Consider the following 16,903-nt stretch of genomic DNA (forward strand, 5'->3'; position numbering starts at 1 on the left):
CCGCAGGCGCGGCAAACGCCCCGTTAACGCGGGATGTAATTCAGGCGAGTCGAACGAGGGTTCGGCCGCGGACCTTGCCCTGGAGGATATCGGCGCAGACGGCGGGCACGCCCTCGAGGTCGGTTTCGACGGCGATGGAATCGAGCAGGCCGCGGGGTTTGAGGTCGGTGGCGAGCCGCTGCCAGGTGCGCTGCCGCTTCTCCATCGGCGTGAACACCGAGTCGATGCCGAGGAGGTTCACGTTGCGCAGGATGAAGGGGTAGACGGTGGTGGCGATGGCATTGCCGCCGGTGAGGCCGGAGAGGGCGATGCTGGCGCCGTACTTCATCGTGCGGATGAGGTAGGCGGTGGTGCTGCCGCCGACGGGGTCGACGGCGCCGGCCCAGCGCTCGGATTCGAGCGGACGGGAGCTCTCGGCGCTGACTTCTTCTCGGGAGAGGATTTCGGAGGCGCCGAGGTCGCGGAGGTAGGCATGTTCGGAGGCTTTGCCGGTGCTGGCGGCGACGGTGTAGCCAGCCTGGGCGAGCATCGCAACGGCGGTGGAGCCGACGCCGCCGGTGGCGCCGGTGACGATGACCGTGCCGTTCGCGGGGCGGAGGCCGTTGTGCTCGAGCGCTTCGAGGGAGAGCGCGGCGGTGAGGCCGGCGGTGCCGATGGCCATCGCCTCTTTCAGGGTGAGGCCGGCGGGCAGCGGCATGACCCAGTCGCCGGGGACACGGGCGAGTTCGGCGAAGCCGCCGGGGTGGCTGACGCCGACGTCGTAGCCGGTGACGATGACCTCCTGCCCCGGCGCGAAGCGGATGTCCTTCGATTCGAGGACGACGCCGGCGAGGTCGACGCCAGGAACCATGGGGTAGGAGCGGATGACGCGGCCGCCGGGCGAGAGGGCGAGGCCGTCCTTGTAGTTGATGGAGCTCCAGTGGACGCGGATGGTGACGTCGCCGGGCGGGAGGTCGGCCTCGGAGAGGTCGCGGACGGCGACAGAGAAGGCGTCGCCCTGCTTATCGACGACGAGCGCGCGGTAGGCCATGGGGTGCACCTCGGGCGGGTGGTGTGAGGGGAAGGGTGGGGGAGCGGGGCGGGAGGGGCAAGGGGGAGAGGAGTTCGGAGTTGGGAGTTGGGAGTTGGGAGTTGGCAGCTGGGAGTTGGGAGCTGGGGCGGGAGGCGGGAACCGGGAGGCGGGAGGCGGGAACCGGGAGGCGGGAGGCGGGAACCGGGAGGCGGGAGCCGGGAACCGGGAGGCGGGGAGGGAGAATAACCTCCAACCTCCAACCTCCAACCTCCAACCTCCAACCTCCAACCTCCAACCGGTAGACTGCGCGGGAGCTGCGGTGACTGGAGGAACCTTCGATGACGGATGAGCTGCGGGCGGACCGGTTCCGGGTGGAGCGGGCATCGCCGCGGGGGTTCGAGCAGGCATACGTGCGGGAGGGGGCGGGCGGCGTGCCGCTTCTGCTGGTCCACGGCTGGCCGGAGACGAAGCGGATCTGGTGGCGAAACATCGCGCCGCTGGCGGCGGCCGGCTTCGAGGTGATCGCGCCGGACCTGCGCGGGTTCGGCGATTCGGACGTGGGGCCGGACGGATTCCACGATGTGCCCTCGCACGCGCGGGACCTGTACGCGCTGGTGCGCGAACATCTCGGGCACGAGCGGGTGGTGGCGGTGGGCGGCGACCTCGGCGGGCCGGTCATCCAGGACCTTTCGCTCCGGTTCCCGGGGTTCGTCGAGCGGATGGTGCTGTTCAATTCGCCGCTGCCGTACGACCGCGAGCGGATGGCGGGGCTGCGGACGCGGCCGCCGCGGGAGGCCTCGGATTACTTCGTGCGGCAGGGGACGGACGCGGACGGGCTGGCCGCGGAGCTGGCGACGCCGGAGATGCGGCGGCGGTACATCGCGACGTTCTACACGTCGCGGTTCTGGGCACACCCGGGGGCGTTCACGCCGGAGGCGGTGGAGTTCATGACGGAGCCGTTCGCAGACGGGGCCAAACTGCGGGCGAGCTTCGGGGCGTACGAGTCGGCCTTCAGCGAGGAGGCGCGGAGCGAGCCGCCGGCGATGGCGTGCCCGAACCCCACGCCGACACTGGTGCTGTTCGGGCCGAGCGACCACGTCATCTACCCGGATTTCGACCGGATGGCGGCGGCGGTGTTCCCGAACCACGCCGGGCCGTTCCTGCTGCGGGACTGCGGGCACTTCGTACAGTGGGAAGCGGCGCACGCACTCAACTCGGCGGTGACGGCGTGGTGCGGCGACCTGCTGGCGGGACGGCGGCGTCAGTAGTTCCAGGTCCAGGATTGCTGGTACTGCCAGTTTGCCGTGTTCTCGATGTCGTAGGTGCCGAGGCTCCCGAAGTTCGTCCAGTTGGCGGACCAGAACGATGGTTCCGCCCCTTGATGCAGGTGCTGGCCGGCCCAGGGACAGGACGCGCTCTTCTCTTGCGCGACGGAGAAGCCGACTTCCGCCTTGCTGAAGGACCAGGACGGGCTCCCGCTGGCGTACACCCACCACTCCGGCGTCCACGTCCGGCTGTGGACGTAATGGATATCGCCCTTCGGAAAGTCGAAGGCGTCGAAGACGCGAAGCGTGACGCGAGAGCAGTGCCCCGTGTCGTTCTGCAGGATCTGCGCCCTGGCGATGGTGCCGGTTCCGCCGGAGCGGTAGCCGTACGAGCGCCAGAAGATGGGACGGTTGGGCGCCCACGACTGGTGTCCGTTCGCCCAGTCGAGTGCGTTGCCAGGCGTCGGCGGGTTCAAACACGTTTCGTGCCAGCTGCAGTTGAGGGCGGCGAACCGGGCCTCCGGACCGGGGTGAACCCGGAGTGTGAGGTATTCGGTGACGGCCGCGGCCTGGCGGGGGCCAGGCAGTGAGGTGGCGAATCCTGCGATGAACCCGGCGGTGAAGGTGAGCAGGGCGAGTAAGCGGGTCACGGCCGGGTCTCCCCGAAGATCGCCTCGGCGAACTGGAGCAAGAGCGGCAGCGGCATGTTGCCCTGCATCCACGTGAGCACGCCATCGCGATAGGTGACCAGCGCGGTGATGCCGACGCCGAGGTCCGGCAGGATGGGGACCGCTACCGCCGCAGGGGCACCCGCCACCTCCATCTCGCGCACCCGGGGCGCGGGCAGGTGCAGCGACACCGCAGGCGGCTCCCGGTCGACCACCACCCGGTTGACCGACAACGCTCCACCAAACGGGGCCAACCCGGGGATGACCGGCAGGGAGTACGACGCACTCGCGCCGACCGGGCCGCGGCCGCTGCAGGAGAGCACGTAGATGGCGTGGGGAGGCAACCCGCCCGGGATCGGATGGACCAGCGGGAGCTCGACCCGGCTCCCGCGCGTGACGGAGAGCTCGGAGTACCAGGCGGGGTCGTCGCACCACGCCGTCGGGTCGTAGAAGTCCCCTGCACCGGGGCCGATGTGGACCCCGGCGATCACTCCATCGAACCGCGGCAGCCGGAGGTCCGCCTCGTGGTAAGGAATCGCCCACCATGGCTTGCTCGTGTCCGGGTCGAGCGAGAGCCCGGTATGCGGGTCAACGGCAGCCGTTGGGGTCGCGGTTGGGGCGGCGGCTGTCGGGGTCGAGGTTGGGGCGGCAGGCGTCCCCGCAGCGGCCGCGGGCGGTGAGCCCTCCTCCCCGCCAATTTGGCGGCCAAGCGCGAAGCCCGCCGCTCCCAACACGAGGGCGACGAGCGCCGCTCCGATGACGACGCGTGCACGCAACATCGTCATGCCACTCCTCCTCTTCGGGATATCGAGAAGCGTAGCAGGCGGGGGGGGCGTCAACACCGGCGGGCCGCCAGCGCGCTTCGCGAAGGCGCCGCACCCGCTGGGGGGCTGCGGGCACTTCGTGCAGCGGGAGGCGGTGCACGCGCTCAACTCGGCGGCGACGGCGTGGTGCGGCGACCTGCTGGCAGGACGGCGGGGTTAGTAGCTCCAGGTCCACGATTGCTGGTACTGCCAGTTTTCTGGGGATGAGATGGCGTAACTCACACCGGCGCTAGTGAAACTTGCCCAGTTCACCGCCCACCAGCCGGTCACGTCCCTGTCCTGGTGGAGGTGTTGCCCGGTCCAGTACCCGCCAGCGACGCACGAGGGAAACTCGGTCGACCAGCTAAACCCGATCTGTTCAATCGACCATTGCCAGGAAGACGACCCGTTGATCGAGAACTGCCAGCCGGGCGTCCACGTTCGAGAATGGACGTAGCTGATGTAGCCTTTCGAGAATCCGAATACGTCGACAACCGCAACGCGAAGCGCGGCACAAACCCCGTCGGCCTGGATGATTTGTCCGGTGGCGATGGCTCCAAACTGATCAGGGTTTGACCTGAACCCGCGTGACCGCCAAAGGATCGGGCGGTCGGGCGCCCAGCTGTCGTGTCCGTTGGCCCAGTCGAGCGCCGAGCCCGCGGATGGGGGGTTCGTGCAGGCGGCATGCCACGAGCAGGTCAACGCAGCGAACGACTGCTCTGGGCCCGGATGGATTCGCAGGGTGACTGATTCCGATGCGGCTGCAGCCGGGGCCGGCGGCCGGTCCAGGACGAGCGGGAGATGGCCGAGCCAGAACCCGCCAGCGAGGGCGACCGCGTACACGAGCACCCGCGGGTTCATTTCAGGAGCTCCTCGGCGGCGGCGAGGAGGGCCTCCTCAGTCAAACCCTGGCTGGTGATGACCGTCACGACACCATCCGGGACGGCGACCACGGCACCGGGGCCGAATCCGATACGGGGAAGCGGCGGCACCGCCAGAACTGCGGGGCCGCCGCCAACCCGGGCTTCGCGGACGCGGGGAGCGCGGAGCTGGACGTGGGCGACGGGCTTCGACGGGTCGCCTGCAAGGTAGCGAAAGACCCAGAGGTCCCCACCGCGCGGAGCGCCACCGGGGTGGGGCAGCAAGGAGAAGGTGGCCTCGGCCGCGACCGCTCGCCCGTCAGCGCACGCCACGACGCGAACCTCGCCCGGCTGCGCGACGACGCCCGGAATCCCGGGCGTGCGGATAGCGACCGGCGAATCCGCGATATCAGCCAGCGAGCGCGAACCGGGCGGGAGATACGATGCGCACGGCGCGATGCGGGAGCTGGCGCCATCGACTCCGTCGGCCGGGGACGGCTCGATACGGACCCCGGCGAGCGTTCCTTCGAAGAGCGGCAGCCGGGACTCCGCTTCGGAGTACGGCACGTACCACAGCGGTTTGGTCGTGTCCGGCTCGAGCGGCAGGCCGGTGTACGGGTCGACACCGCCGGCCGGGGTCGCGGTTGGGGCGGCGGCTGCCGGGGTCGCGGCTGGGGCGGAAGGCGTCCCCGCTGCGGCAGCGGGCGGCGAGCCCTCCTCCCCGCCGACCTGGCGGCCAAGCGCGAAGCCCGCCGCTCCGAGCACGAGGGCGACGAGCGCCGCTCCCATGACGACGCGTGCACGCGACATCGTCATGCCACTCCTCCTCTTCGGGATATCGAGAAGCGTAGCAGGCGGGGGGGGGGCGTCAACACCGGAGCGGCGGTCAGCCGGCGGGGTCAGCAGCGCGCTTCTCGCGGAGCTCCCGCTCGGATGCGGTCTCCTCGCGCGGCCGAGCACGCCGTTTCGGCGCAGCCGAGGGCGCGGCTTCGGAAGCCGCCTCCCGTGAGGCGCGGGCGTCGATGCGGGCGGCGGCGGCAGCGGCCCGGCGGGCGACAGCGTCGGCGCCGGCATGGCTGCCGGCCAGCGGCTCTGCTGCGTGGGCACGGCCGTCGAGGGCGTGCGCCGGGCCGAGTGTGCCGGCGGCTTCGAGGATCGGCCGGAGGTAGCGCCCGGTGAAGCTCGCTTCGCAGCGGGCGACTTCCTCCGGGGTGCCGGTGACGACGACCTGGCCGCCGCGGTCCCCGCCGAGGGGGCCGAGGTCGATGATGTGGTCGGCGGACTTGATGACATCGAGGTGGTGTTCAATGACGACGACGGTGTTGCCAGCATCGACCAGGCGGTGGAGGACATCGAGGAGGTGGGCGACGTCCTGGAAGCTGAGGCCGGTCGTCGGTTCGTCGAGGACGTAAAGGGTGCGGCCGGTGGAGCGGCGGGAGAGCTCGCTGGCGAGTTTGATGCGCTGGGCTTCGCCGCCGGAGAGGGTGGTGGCGGGCTGGCCGATCTTGATGTAGCCGAGGCCAGTGGCTTCGAGGGTGTCGAGGATGCGCTTGATGCGGGGGAACCGTTCGAAGAATTCGACCGCCTCGGAGACGGTCATGTCGAGGACCTCGGCGATGTTCTTGCCGCGGAAGGTGATTTCGAGCGCCTCGCGGTTGTAGCGCCTGCCGTGGCAGGCCTCGCAGGGGACGGTGACATCGGGGAGGAACTGCATTTCGACGATTTTGTAGCCGTCTCCGGCGCACTCTTCGCAGCGGCCGCCTTTGACGTTGAAGGAGAAGCGGCCGGCCTTGTAGCCGCGGGCGCGGGCTTCGGGGACGGAGGCGAGGAGCTCGCGGATGAGGGTGAAGGCGCCGGTGTAGGTGGCGGGGTTGGAGCGGGGAGTGCGGCCGATGGGGGACTGGTCGATATCGACGACCTTGTCGATGTGCTCGAGGCCCTCGATGGTGTCGTGGGCGCCGGGGCGCTGGCGTGCTCCGTGGAGGACCTGGAGGGCGCGGGGCACGAGGATGTCGGTGATGAGAGAGGATTTGCCGGAGCCGGAGACGCCGGTGACGGCGACGAGCCTGCCGAGGGGGATGTCGACGGTGATGTTGCGGAGGTTGTTTTCGCGGGCGCCGACGATGCGAATCGTTTTGCCATTGCCAGGGCGGCGCTGCGGCGGGACGGGGATTTGGCGGCGACCGGAGAGGTAGGCGCCGGTGATGCTCTCAGGGTGGTCGAGGATGGCTGGGAGCGGCCCCTCGGCCACGACGCGGCCGCCGTGGATGCCGGCACCGGGGCCCATGTCGATGATCCAGTCGGCGGCACGCATCATCGCTTCGTCGTGTTCGACGACGAGGACCGTGTTGCCGAGGTCGCGGAGGCGTTCGAGCGTGCGGATGAGGCGGTCTCCATCGACGGGGTGGAGGCCGATGGAGGGCTCGTCGCAGATGTAAAGGACGCCCATGAGGGCGGAGCCGATCTGGGTGGCGAGGCGGATGCGCTGGGATTCGCCGCCGGAGAGGGTGCCGGAGACGCGGTCGAGGGTGAGGTAATCGAGGCCGACGTCGACGAGGAATTCGAGCCGGGAGCGGATTTCCTTGAGGACCTGGACGGCGATGGCCTGTTCGCGCGGCGAGAGCGGGGTTTCGGGGCCGGCGAGGCGGTCGAACCAGGCGCGCGCCTCGGCGATGCTCATCGCGCTGACGTCGGCGATGGGGCGGCCGTCGATGAGCACAGCCAGCGCCTCGGGGCGGAGCCGGCGGCCGCGGCACTCGGGGCAGGGAATGGCCGCCATGTACTTCTCGATGTCCTGCCGGACGTAGTCGGAGTCGGTTTCTTTGTAGCGGCGCTGGAGGTTGGGGATGACGCCTTCGTAGCGGGTGTCGTAGACCTGCGTGCGGCCGTACTGGTTGGTGAAGCGGAGGCGGAGGAGGCGGTCGCCGGTGCCGTAGAGGAGGGCGTGGAGCTGGGATTCGGTGAGCTCGCTGATGGGAGTGTGGATGGTGAAGCCCTGGTCTTCGGCGACGGCTTCGAGCTGGCGGAGGTACCAGCCGGCGATGCTGGGGGATTTCGACCACGGCTCGACGGCGCCCTCGGCGATGGACTTCGTGCGGTCGGGGATGACGAGCGCGGGGTCGATCTGCATTTCGACGCCAAGGCCGGTGCAGCGGGGGCAGGCGCCGTGGGGACTGTTGAAGGAGAAGGTGCGGGGCTCGATTTCGCCGATGGAGGTGCCGTCGTAGGGGCAGGCGAAATGCTCGGAGAAGATGCGCTCAGCGGGCGGTTCGGGTGCGCCGGCGGGAGTGCCGCGGGCGGAGGCGACGATCATGACGCCCTGCCCGACCTTGAGCGCCTGTTCGACGGAATCGGCGATGCGGCTGGCGGCGGCCGGGTCGCTGCCGGGCTCGGGGACGACGAGGCGGTCGACGACGACGTCGATGTCGTGGCGCTTCTTCTTGTCGAGGGCGGGGACTTCTTCGATGTCGTAGACCTGTCCATCGACGCGGACGCGGACGAAGCCGGCGCGGCGGGCTTCATCGAAGATGCCGGTGTGCTCGCCTTTCTTCGCGCGGGCGACGGGTGCGAGGAGGAGGAGGCGGGCGCCGGGCGGGTAGGCGAGGGTGGCATCGACGATCTGCTGGACGGTCTGGCGCTCGATGGGGCGGCCGCAGGCGGGGCAGTGGGGCCGGCCGGCGCGGGCCCAGAGGAGACGCATGTAGTCGTAGATTTCGGTGACCGTGCCGACGGTGGAGCGGGGGTTGTTGGAGGTGGATTTCTGGTCGATGGAGATGGCGGGCGAGAGGCCGTCGATGTGGTCGACATCGGGCTTCTCCATGAGGCCGAGGAACTGGCGGGCGTAGGCGGAGAGGGATTCGACGTAGCGGCGCTGGCCTTCGGCGTAGATGGTGTCGAAGGCGAGGGAGGATTTGCCGGAGCCGGAGAGGCCGGTGATGACGACGAGTTTGTCGCGGGGGATGCGGACGTCGATGTTCTTGAGGTTATGTTCGCGAGCGCCGCGGACGACGATGTGGTCGAGTGGCACGGTCGGCCTTTCGGGGGAGAGGGCTCGGGTGGCGCGGGGCGCCCGGGATCGAGTGTAGCGCCCGCGGGGACTTCGGGATGGTAGCGGAGAGGCGAACGTTTGTTCAAGTGCCGGGCTGGTGCGCGGAAGCGTTGGCGGGGCGATGCTACGCGGCGTGCAGGCGCTGCTGCTGGGGGCCGTGCTCTTGGCGACGGTGGCGGCGCTCTACCTGCGGCCGTTCGGCGCGCGGGACTGGCAGGTGGCGGCGGCTGGAGGACTGGCCGCGTGGGCGCTGGGGCCGCTCGGGCTCCGGGGCGGTGCCGAGGTGGTGGCGGATGCGGCGAACATTCTCGCGTTCTTCCTCGGGCTGATGCTCATCGCGGCGGGGGCGGAGGCGGCTGGCCTGTACGCGCGGGTCGCGGCGCTGCTGGCGGCGCGCGGGACGGCCCGGGGCCGGGTGGGCATCGTGCTGCTCACGGGCGCGGCGGTCACGGCGGTGCTTTCGAACGACGCGACGCCGCTGGTGCTGACGCCGGCGATCTTCGCGGCCGGCGCGGCCGGGGCGCGGTCGACCACGGATGCGGCCTTCGCGGCGACGTTCATCGCGGACGGGGCGAGCCTCCTGCTGCCGGTGAGCAACCCGGTGAACCTGCTGTTCTTCGAGCGGTTCGAGCTGGAGTTCGGGGGGTACCTGCGGCTGGTGACGCCGGCGGCGCTGGCCGGGACGGCCGCGATGGCGCTCGTCACGTGGCGGCGGTCCGGGACGGGCCGGGCCGACGACGCGGGCGCGCCGCGGCGGCTGGCGGTGGCGCGGCCGGCGGGGCCTGCGCTGGCAGTCGTGGCGGGGCTGGCGGCGGCCTACGTGACGGCGGGCGTGTTGGATTTCCCGCTCGGGGCGGTGACGCTGGCGGGCGGGGCAGCGATGGCGCTGGCAGCGGGGCTCGGCGGGCCGATCGACGGGAACCAGTACCGGCGGCACGTCGCGCCGGGGGTGCTGGTGTTCGTGGCCGGGCTCCTGCTGCTGGTCGAAAGCGTGGTCGCGGCCGGCGCGCTGGACTGGCTGGCGGGGCTGCTCGGCTGGCTGGAGGCGCGGCCGGCGCTCGTGACGGTCGCCGGGGGCGCGCTGGCCGCGGCGGTGCTCGCGAACCTGATGAACAACTGGCCGGCCGCGCTGCTGCTGGCGGCGACCATCGGCTCGCGGCCGGGCGACCACGAGGCGCTCGTCGTCGGCACGCTCATCGGGGCGACGATCGGGGCGAACTTCACCGTCGTGGGGTCGCTCAGCACGGTGTTCTGGCTGAGCCTGGCGCGGCAGCACGGGGCGGACTACGGGCCGGGGCGGTACGCGCGGCGGGCCTTCTGGCCGACGCTGGCGGCAGTCGCGGCGGCGGTGGCGGCGGGGACGGCCGCGCTCAGCGCAGGCTAGCGGCGAACCCGGTAGCGGCAGTAGAGCTCGCCGGTCTCTTCGTTGGGCACGGCAGAGACGAGTTCGAGCTGCTTCATGGTGCGGCGGGTGAACGGCCGTTCGCCTTCGACCGGGGTGAGCGTGTCGCGGCCGGCGACGATGCGGGGGCCGATGGTGATGAACAGCTCATCGACCGCGCCGATGGCGAAGAGGCCGGCGTTGACCGTGGGGCCGCCTTCGCAGAGGAGGAGCGCAGCGCCGAGGTCGTGGCGCATGTGGCGGAGCATCGCGGCGAGATCGTTCCGCTTCGGGAGGATGACGACCTGGCGGCCGGTGGCGCGGATGGCCGCGACCTTCGCAGCGGGGGCGCCGCGAGCGACGTAGACGACGGCGTCGAAATCGCTGGCAGTGAAAAAGACTCGGTCGAGGGGGAGGTCGCCCGAGGCGGTGATGGTCGCGGCGACGGGCAGGCCCTCCCGGCCCCGGGCGGCACGGACCTGTTCGAGCAGCGGGTCGCCGAGGCGGGAGGACGAGCCGCTGATGCGGAGGGTGTTCGCGCCGTTGAGGACGACGTCGGCGTGGACGCGGAGTTCGCGCATGAGGCGCTGGTCGACCTTCGAACCGAGGCCCTGTTCGGTGCCGTCGACGACGATTTTGCCGTCGACGGACATGACCATATTGATGATGACGTAGGGGCGGCCTTCCGGCGGCGGCGGGAATTCGAGGACGGTGTAATCGGGCTTGGGCATGCGTCGATGCTACTGGAAGCGGCGGAAGATGGCGGCGAGGAGCGAGAGGCCGAGCGAGAGGAGGAGCATGGTGGTGATGGGGATGTAGATGCGCGTGGAGCCGGTTTCGATGCGGATGTCGCCGGGGAGGCGGCCGAACCAGCCGAAGGCGCCGACGGCGACGAGGCCGCCGATGACGATGAGCAGCACACCGAGGATGACGATGACGAGGCCGAGGCTGCGCGGGTCCATCGGGGAGTCGCTCAGGGCGCGGGGTCGAGGTCGGCGGCGGGGTCGAGCGGGCGGTAGTAGCAGGAAGTGTGGCCGGTGTGGCAGGCGGGGCCGGCGGGCCGGGCTTTGACGAGGAGCGAGTTCGCCTCGCAGTTCTTGGCGATGGAGACGAGGGCGAGGGTGTTGCCGCTGGTTTCGCCCTTCTGCCAGAGCTGGCCGCGGGAGCGGCTCCAGAAGGTGACGAGGCCGGTCTCGAGGGTGCGGCGGAGCGCTTCGGCGTTCATGTAGGCGAGGATGAGGACCTCGCCGGTATCGGCGTCCTGGACGACGGCGGGCACGAGGCCGTCGGGGCCGAAGGTGAGGCGGCCGGCCTCGCTCACGGCGCGTCCCCCACGGGCGGGACCGGGCGGACGGGGATGCCGCGCGCGGCGAGGTGCTCCTTCACCTGGCGGATGGAGTAGGTGCCGAAGTGAAAGATGCTCGCGGCGAGGACGGCATCGGCGCGGCCGTCGGTGAGGGCGGCGGCCATGTGTTCGGGGCCGCCAGCGCCGCCCGAGGCGATGACCGGGACGGGGACGGCGTCGGAGATGGCGCGGAGGAGCTCGACGTCGTAGCCCTGCTGGTGGCCATCGGTGTCCATGCTGGTGACGAGGAGTTCGCCCGCGCCGCGGCGGGCGGCTTCGACGGCCCACTCGACGGCATCGAGGCCGGTGGGCATGCGGCCACCGTGGGAGTAGACCTCCCACGTGCCCGGGACGCCTTCGACCCGGCGGGCGTCGATGGCGACGACGATGCACTGGCTGCCGAAGCGGTCGGCGCCGCTGTTGATGAGGTCGGGGTCCTGGATGGCGGCGGTGTTGATGCTGACCTTCTCAGCGCCGAGCTCGAGCATGATCTTCATGTCGGCCGTGGTGCGGATGCCGCCGCCGACGGTGAAGGGGATGAACACCTGCTCCGCGGTCGCGGCGACCATGTCGTAGGTGGTGGCGCGGTCTTCGGCCGAGGCGGTGATGTCGAGAAAGACGAGCTCATCGGCGCCGGCCTCTTCGTAGCGGCGGGCGAGTTCGACGGGATCGCCGGCGTCGCGGAGCTGGACGAAGGAGACGCCTTTGACGACGCGGCCGCGGTCGACGTCGAAGCAGGGGATGATGCGCCGGGTGAGCATGGTTCGATTGTCGGGTTTGGCGGCGGGCGCTGTCGACCGGGCGTCAGTCTCCCGGGATGTAGCTACACCGCAGCCACCGCGGCGAGCGCCTCGGCGAGAGTGAAGCGGCGCTCGTAGAGCGACGTGCCGACGATGGCGCCTTCGCAGCCGATGGCGGCGAGCTCGCGGAGGTGGTCGAGGGCGGAGATGCCACCGGAGGCGATGACGGGGCAGCGGACCGCGGCGACGAGGTCGCGGTAGGCCTGGAAGTTGGGTTCTGAGAGGGTGCCATCGCGCGAGATGTCGGTGAACATGATGCGGGCGACGCCGGCGGCGTCGAGGTCGCGGGCCAGGTCGAGCGCGCGGATGTTGCTACCGTGTAGCCACCCATCGGTGCGGACCTCGCCGTCGCGGGCGTCGATGCTGATGACGATGGCGGGGCCGAATCGGCGGATGGCTTCGCGGGCGAGGGCCGGGTCTTTGACGGCGATGGAGCCGAGCTGGACACGGTCGGCGCCGCGGGCGAGGGCGGCCTCGATCGCCTCGAGCGTGCGGATGCCGCCGGAGACCTCGACGGGGATGGACACGGCGCGGCAGATGGCCTCGATGACCGCGGTATTGACCGGGCGGCCTTCGCGGGCACCGTCGAGGTCGACCACGTGGAGGCGGGGCGCGCCTTCGGCCTCCCACTGGCGTGCGACGGCCGCCGGGTCGTCGCTGTAGGCGGTTTCGCGGGCGTAGTCGCCCTGGCGGAGGCGGACGCAGCGGCCGCCGCGGAGGTCGATGGCGGGGATGACTTCGAAGGTCACGGCGCGGCAGCGGCGGCGGGCATGGGCGCCCCTTCGCGCGCCCAGCGGACGAAGTTGGCGTAGAAGCGGAGCCCATCGCGGCCGCTCTTCTCGGGGTGGCACTGCGTGGCCACGAGGTAGCCACGAGCGAGAACAGAGGGGAAGCGGACCTCGTACTCGGTCTCGCCGAGGACGAGCGCGGGGTCGGGCGTGGTGGGGTGGTAGGAGTGGACGAAGTAGAAGTAGCTGCCGGAGGGGATGCCCTCGGTCACCGGGTGGTCGAACCGCCATTCGACGGTGTTCCAGCCCATGTGGGGGACTTTGAGGCCGGGCGCGGCCGGGAAGCGGCGGACCTCGCCGGGGAGGACGCCGAGGCACTCCTGGTCGCCTTCTTCGGAGCGTTCGAGGAGCGCCTGGAGCCCCATGCAGACGCCGAGGAACGGGCGGCCGGCGGCGATGTACTCACGGATCGGTTCGATGAGGCCCCGCTCGCGGAGGTTGCGCATCGTATCGGCGGCGGCGCCGACGCCCGGCAGGACGAGCGCGCCGGCGGCCGCGATATCGGCCGGCTCGGCCGAGACGTACGGGTCGGCGCCGACGTGGGCGAGGGCGCGGGCGACGCTCCGGAGGTTGCCGGCGTCGTAATCGATGACGACCACACGGTCTCGCATGGGGCGAGTGTATCACGGAGGGTGCGGCCGCCCGGGGCTATACTCAGGGGCCATGCAAGAGGTGCCGAAGACCCAGTACGAGGCGCGGCTGCGGAGCGAGGAACTCCGGTCGCTCATCAACTACCACAACCGCCTGTATTACGAACTGAACCAGCCCGAGATCCCGGACGAGGTCTACGACGACCTGATGAACGAGCTCCGGGCGATCGAGGCGGCGTACCCGGAGCTGATCACGCCCGATTCGCCGACGCAGCGAGTGGGCGGCGCGCCGCTGCCGACGTTCGAGGTGGTGGAGCACCGGCTGCCGCTGCTCAGCCTTTCGAACTGCTTCAGCGAGGAGGAGCTGCGGGCGTGGCACCGGCGGGCGGCGGACCGGCTGGGCTCGGACGAGTTCGCGCTGGTGACGGAGCCGAAGATCGACGGGCTGGCGATTGCGCTGGTGTACGACCGCGGGCGGTTCGTGCAGGGCGCGACCCGGGGCGACGGCTACCACGGCGAGAACGTGACGGAGAACCTGCGGACGATCCCGACGATTCCGAAGCAGCTGCGGGGGAGCTACCCGGAGCGGTTCGAGGTGCGCGGCGAAATTTACATGCCGCGGGCCGGGTTCGAGGCGCTGAACGAGGCGATCGGGGAGGAGAACCTGCGCCGGGAGAAGGAGGGGAAGCGGCCGCTGCCGCTGTACGCGAACCCGCGGAATGCGGCGGCGGGCGCCGTGCGGCAGAAGGATCCTTCGGTGACGGCTTCGCGGCCGCTGGCGATGTTCACCTACCAGCTCGGCTGGTGCGAGGGGAGCCACCCGGAGAGCCACTACGAAATCCTCGGCTGGCTGCGGGAGATGGGGTTCAACGTGAACCCCGAGATTCGGCTCCACCCGGGGCTCGAGGACGCGCTCCCGCGGATCGCCTGGTGGGGGCCGCAGCGGGAGCGACTCGATTACGACATCGACGGCGTCGTCATCAAGATCGATGACACGCGGACGTGGGACCGGCTCGGCGCCGTGGGCCGGGAGCCGCGCTGGGCGACGGCCTACAAGTTCCCGCCGCAGCAGCGGACGACGAAGCTGCTCGACATCCAGGTGAACGTGGGCCGGACCGGGGTGCTGACACCGTTCGCCGTGCTGGAGCCCGTCGTGGTGGGCGGCGCGCGGGTGTCGCTGGCGACGCTCCACAACGAGGGGGACATCCGGCGGAAGGACATCCGGATCGGCGACACCGTGATCGTGCAGCGGGCGGGCGAGGTCATCCCGCAGGTCGTGGGTCCGGTGGTCCAGCTGCGGACGGGCGAAGAGCGGGAGTTCACGATGCCGGAGACGTGCCCGGTCTGCGGGACGCCGGTCTCGCGAGACCCGGAGCAGGCCGCCGTCTACTGCCCGAACGCGAGCTGCCCGGCGCAGCAGATTCGGCTCATCGAGCATTTCGGGAGCCGGGCGGCGATGGACATCGAGGGGCTCGGCGAGAAGATGGCGATTCAGCTCTACCAGCAGGGCCTGGTGCGCAACGTGGCCGACCTCTACGACCTGACGGTGGAGCACCTGCGGCCGCTCTGGAAATCAGGGACGAAGACTGCCGAGATGCTGGTCCGGAACATCCAGGCGAGCAAGACGCGGCCGCTGCCGAACGTGCTCTTCGCGCTGGGCATCCGGCACGTCGGGTTCGAAACCGCGCGGCTGCTCGCCGAGCACATCGGCAGCCTCGAGGGGCTGCTGCATGTGAAGGCGGAGGAGCTGCAGCAGATCGAAGGCATCGGGCCGGTCGTGGCCGCGAGCATCGAGAGCTGGGTGCAGCGGCCGGAGAACCGGGCGATCGTCGAGCGGCTGGTCGCGGCCGGCGTGAACCCGACGTTCGAAAAGCCCGCCGGCGGCGCCGGCCCGCTCGAGGGGCTGACCATCGTCGTGACGGGGCGGCTCGAGCGGATGAGCCGGGGCGAGGCGGAAGACGCCATCCGGGCGCGCGGCGGCAAGGTGGGGAGCGCGGTGACGAAGGGGACGGACTTCCTCGTGGTGGGCGCCGACGCAGGGTCGAAGCTGGCGAAGGCGGAGAAGCTCGGGACGCGGCAGCTGACGGAGGAGGAGTTCCTGGCGCTGCTGGAGCGGGGTCCCGCGGCAGTTTCTGACGCTTAGGAAATGGTTTCGACCGTTCTTTGAGCGCGAAACGGGCGGCGGTTCGCGAGCCGGGGTCATGGCCGGTATACTTCGAGTTTGACTATCCCCGCGGCTCCTCGCGGTTTTGCGCGACAGGTTCACGCCCTTGGCGTTTCCCAATATTTTCGGTTCGTTATTTGGCTTTCTTTCGCACGATATCGCCATCGACCTCGGGACGGCGAACACGCTCGTCATGGTGAAGGGCCGCGGCATCGTCATCGACGAGCCGTCGGTGGTGGCCATCGACCGGACGACGAAGAAGATCCTCGCCATCGGGGCAGAGGCGAAGCGGATGGTGGGGCGGACGCCGGCGAACATCGTGGCGGTCCGGCCGCTGCGCGACGGGGTCATCTCGGACTTCGAGGTGACCGAGAAGATGCTGAGCTACTTCATCCGGGCGGTGCACGACCGGAGCTTCCTGGCGCAGCCGCGGGTGGTGGTGGGCATCCCGAGCGGCGTCACGGAGGTCGAGAAGCGGGCGGTGCACGACGCCGCCCTGAACGCGGGCGCGCGCGCGTGCTACCTGATCGAAGAGCCGATGGCGGCGGCGATTGGGGCCGGTTTACCGGTCATGGACGCCGCCGGGTGCATGATCGTCGACATCGGCGGCGGGACGACAGAAGTGGCGGTGATTTCGCTGGGGGGCATGGTCGTGAGCACCTCGATCCGGGTGGCCGGCGACGAGATGGACCAGGACATCATCGCCTACGCGCGGCAGGTGCATAACCTCCTCATCGGCGAGCGGACGGCGGAGGAGATCAAGAAGCTGGCGGGCTCGGCGGCGCCGCTCGACCCGGAGGAGACAATCGAGATCCGGGGGCGCGACCTCGCGACGGGGCTGCCGAAATCGGTGGAGGTGAGCACGGTCGAAATCCGGGACGCCCTGGCCGGGTCGATCGCGGCGATCGTCGAAGCGGTGCGCTCGTCGATCGAAGTGACGCCGCCGGAGCTGGTGAGCGACCTGATGGCGCACGGCATCGCGCTCGCGGGCGGCGGGGCGCTGCTGCGGGGGCTCGACCGCCGGCTTTCGCAGGAGACGCGGTTCCCGGTGTACGTGGCGGAGGACCCGCTGCTCTGCGTCGTACGGGGCGCGGGCGAGGTGCTCGAAGAATCGGCGCTGCTGGAGAAGGTGCAGTCGCAGCTGGTTTCGCGGCGGCCCGGGCGGTAGCATCGGGGTGC

Annotated in this window: 16 protein-coding genes; 4 read left to right on the forward strand and 12 right to left on the reverse strand. The window is 70.6% G+C overall.

From position 1 onward, the window contains the following. Positions 1 to 40: 40 nt before the first annotated feature. Positions 41 to 1,030: an acryloyl-CoA reductase gene (locus tag N2041_RS01030; protein WP_297674925.1), complete on the reverse strand. Its 990-nt coding sequence runs from the start codon at positions 1,028 to 1,030 to the stop codon at positions 41 to 43. Between the two features lie 320 nt (positions 1,031 to 1,350). Here N2041_RS01030 and N2041_RS01035 point away from each other — a divergent pair, with 320 nt between their 5' ends. Beyond that, complete coding sequence (locus N2041_RS01035; RefSeq protein ID WP_297674927.1) at positions 1,351 to 2,280, forward strand: alpha/beta fold hydrolase; 930 nt, start codon at positions 1,351 to 1,353, stop codon at positions 2,278 to 2,280. Here N2041_RS01035 and N2041_RS01040 read toward each other — a convergent pair. The 5 genes from N2041_RS01040 to uvrA form a co-directional block, all read right to left on the reverse strand. Beyond that, on the reverse strand, positions 2,274 to 2,927 hold the full coding sequence (locus tag N2041_RS01040; protein ID WP_270057048.1) for a hypothetical protein: 654 nt from the start codon (positions 2,925 to 2,927) through the stop codon (positions 2,274 to 2,276). The genes N2041_RS01035 and N2041_RS01040 overlap by 7 nt on opposite strands. Then, a complete protein-coding gene (locus N2041_RS01045; protein WP_297674932.1) occupies positions 2,924 to 3,730 on the reverse strand; it encodes a hypothetical protein in 807 nt (268 codons plus the stop codon). Before N2041_RS01045 ends, N2041_RS01040 begins: the two co-directional genes overlap by 4 nt. Before the next feature lie 195 nt (positions 3,731 to 3,925). Then, the gene (locus N2041_RS01050; RefSeq protein ID WP_297674934.1) at positions 3,926 to 4,609 is read right to left on the reverse strand and encodes a hypothetical protein; all 684 of its coding nucleotides are present in this window, start codon (positions 4,607 to 4,609) and stop codon (positions 3,926 to 3,928) included. Beyond that, the gene (locus N2041_RS01055) at positions 4,606 to 5,424 is read right to left on the reverse strand and encodes a hypothetical protein (protein ID WP_297674936.1); all 819 of its coding nucleotides are present in this window, start codon (positions 5,422 to 5,424) and stop codon (positions 4,606 to 4,608) included. The genes N2041_RS01050 and N2041_RS01055 overlap by 4 nt, the downstream gene beginning before the upstream one ends. A gap of 70 nt (positions 5,425 to 5,494) precedes the next feature. Continuing rightward, positions 5,495 to 8,635 carry an excinuclease ABC subunit UvrA gene (gene uvrA / locus N2041_RS01060; protein ID WP_297674938.1) on the reverse strand — a complete coding sequence of 1,047 codons (3,141 nt, stop codon included), beginning with the start codon at positions 8,633 to 8,635 and terminating at the stop codon, positions 5,495 to 5,497. 142 nt (positions 8,636 to 8,777) lie between these two features. On the opposite strand from uvrA, the gene N2041_RS01065 reads away from it, so the two are divergent. Beyond that, positions 8,778 to 10,040: an SLC13 family permease gene (locus tag N2041_RS01065; protein ID WP_297674940.1), complete on the forward strand. Its 1,263-nt coding sequence runs from the start codon at positions 8,778 to 8,780 to the stop codon at positions 10,038 to 10,040. Here N2041_RS01065 and N2041_RS01070 read toward each other — a convergent pair. From N2041_RS01070 to hisH, 6 genes are all read right to left on the reverse strand, one after another. Beyond that, complete coding sequence (locus tag N2041_RS01070; protein ID WP_297674942.1) at positions 10,037 to 10,768, reverse strand: dihydrofolate reductase family protein; 732 nt, start codon at positions 10,766 to 10,768, stop codon at positions 10,037 to 10,039. The two genes, N2041_RS01065 and N2041_RS01070, sit on opposite strands and share 4 nt — an antisense overlap. 9 nt (positions 10,769 to 10,777) lie before the next feature. Continuing rightward, entirely contained in the window at positions 10,778 to 10,999 is a 222-nt protein-coding gene (locus N2041_RS01075; protein ID WP_297674944.1) for a DUF2905 domain-containing protein, read from the reverse strand. A gap of 11 nt (positions 11,000 to 11,010) precedes the next feature. Further along, positions 11,011 to 11,358 carry a phosphoribosyl-AMP cyclohydrolase gene (gene hisI / locus N2041_RS01080; protein ID WP_297674946.1) on the reverse strand — a complete coding sequence of 116 codons (348 nt, stop codon included), beginning with the start codon at positions 11,356 to 11,358 and terminating at the stop codon, positions 11,011 to 11,013. Continuing rightward, entirely contained in the window at positions 11,355 to 12,143 is a 789-nt protein-coding gene (hisF, locus tag N2041_RS01085) for an imidazole glycerol phosphate synthase subunit HisF (protein WP_297674948.1), read from the reverse strand. Before hisF ends, hisI begins: the two co-directional genes overlap by 4 nt. A 62-nt stretch (positions 12,144 to 12,205) precedes the next feature. Further along, positions 12,206 to 12,931, reverse strand: coding sequence for a 1-(5-phosphoribosyl)-5-[(5-phosphoribosylamino)methylideneamino]imidazole-4-carboxamide isomerase (gene hisA / locus N2041_RS01090; protein WP_297674950.1), 726 nt, complete (start codon positions 12,929 to 12,931; stop codon positions 12,206 to 12,208). Continuing rightward, entirely contained in the window at positions 12,928 to 13,581 is a 654-nt protein-coding gene (gene hisH, locus N2041_RS01095; RefSeq protein ID WP_297674952.1) for an imidazole glycerol phosphate synthase subunit HisH, read from the reverse strand. Before hisH ends, hisA begins: the two co-directional genes overlap by 4 nt. Before the next feature lie 52 nt (positions 13,582 to 13,633). Here hisH and ligA point away from each other — a divergent pair, with 52 nt between their 5' ends. Both ligA and N2041_RS01105 read left to right on the forward strand, forming a co-directional pair. Beyond that, on the forward strand, positions 13,634 to 15,703 hold the full coding sequence (gene ligA / locus N2041_RS01100; RefSeq protein WP_297674954.1) for an NAD-dependent DNA ligase LigA: 2,070 nt from the start codon (positions 13,634 to 13,636) through the stop codon (positions 15,701 to 15,703). 127 nt (positions 15,704 to 15,830) lie between these two features. Then, on the forward strand, positions 15,831 to 16,892 hold the full coding sequence (locus N2041_RS01105) for a rod shape-determining protein (protein ID WP_098504569.1): 1,062 nt from the start codon (positions 15,831 to 15,833) through the stop codon (positions 16,890 to 16,892). The last annotated feature ends 11 nt before the right edge of the window (positions 16,893 to 16,903 follow it).

It is taken from the genome of Tepidiforma sp. (assembly GCF_026419595.1).
In the GTDB taxonomy this organism is placed as follows: Bacteria; Chloroflexota; Dehalococcoidia; order Tepidiformales; family Tepidiformaceae; genus Tepidiforma.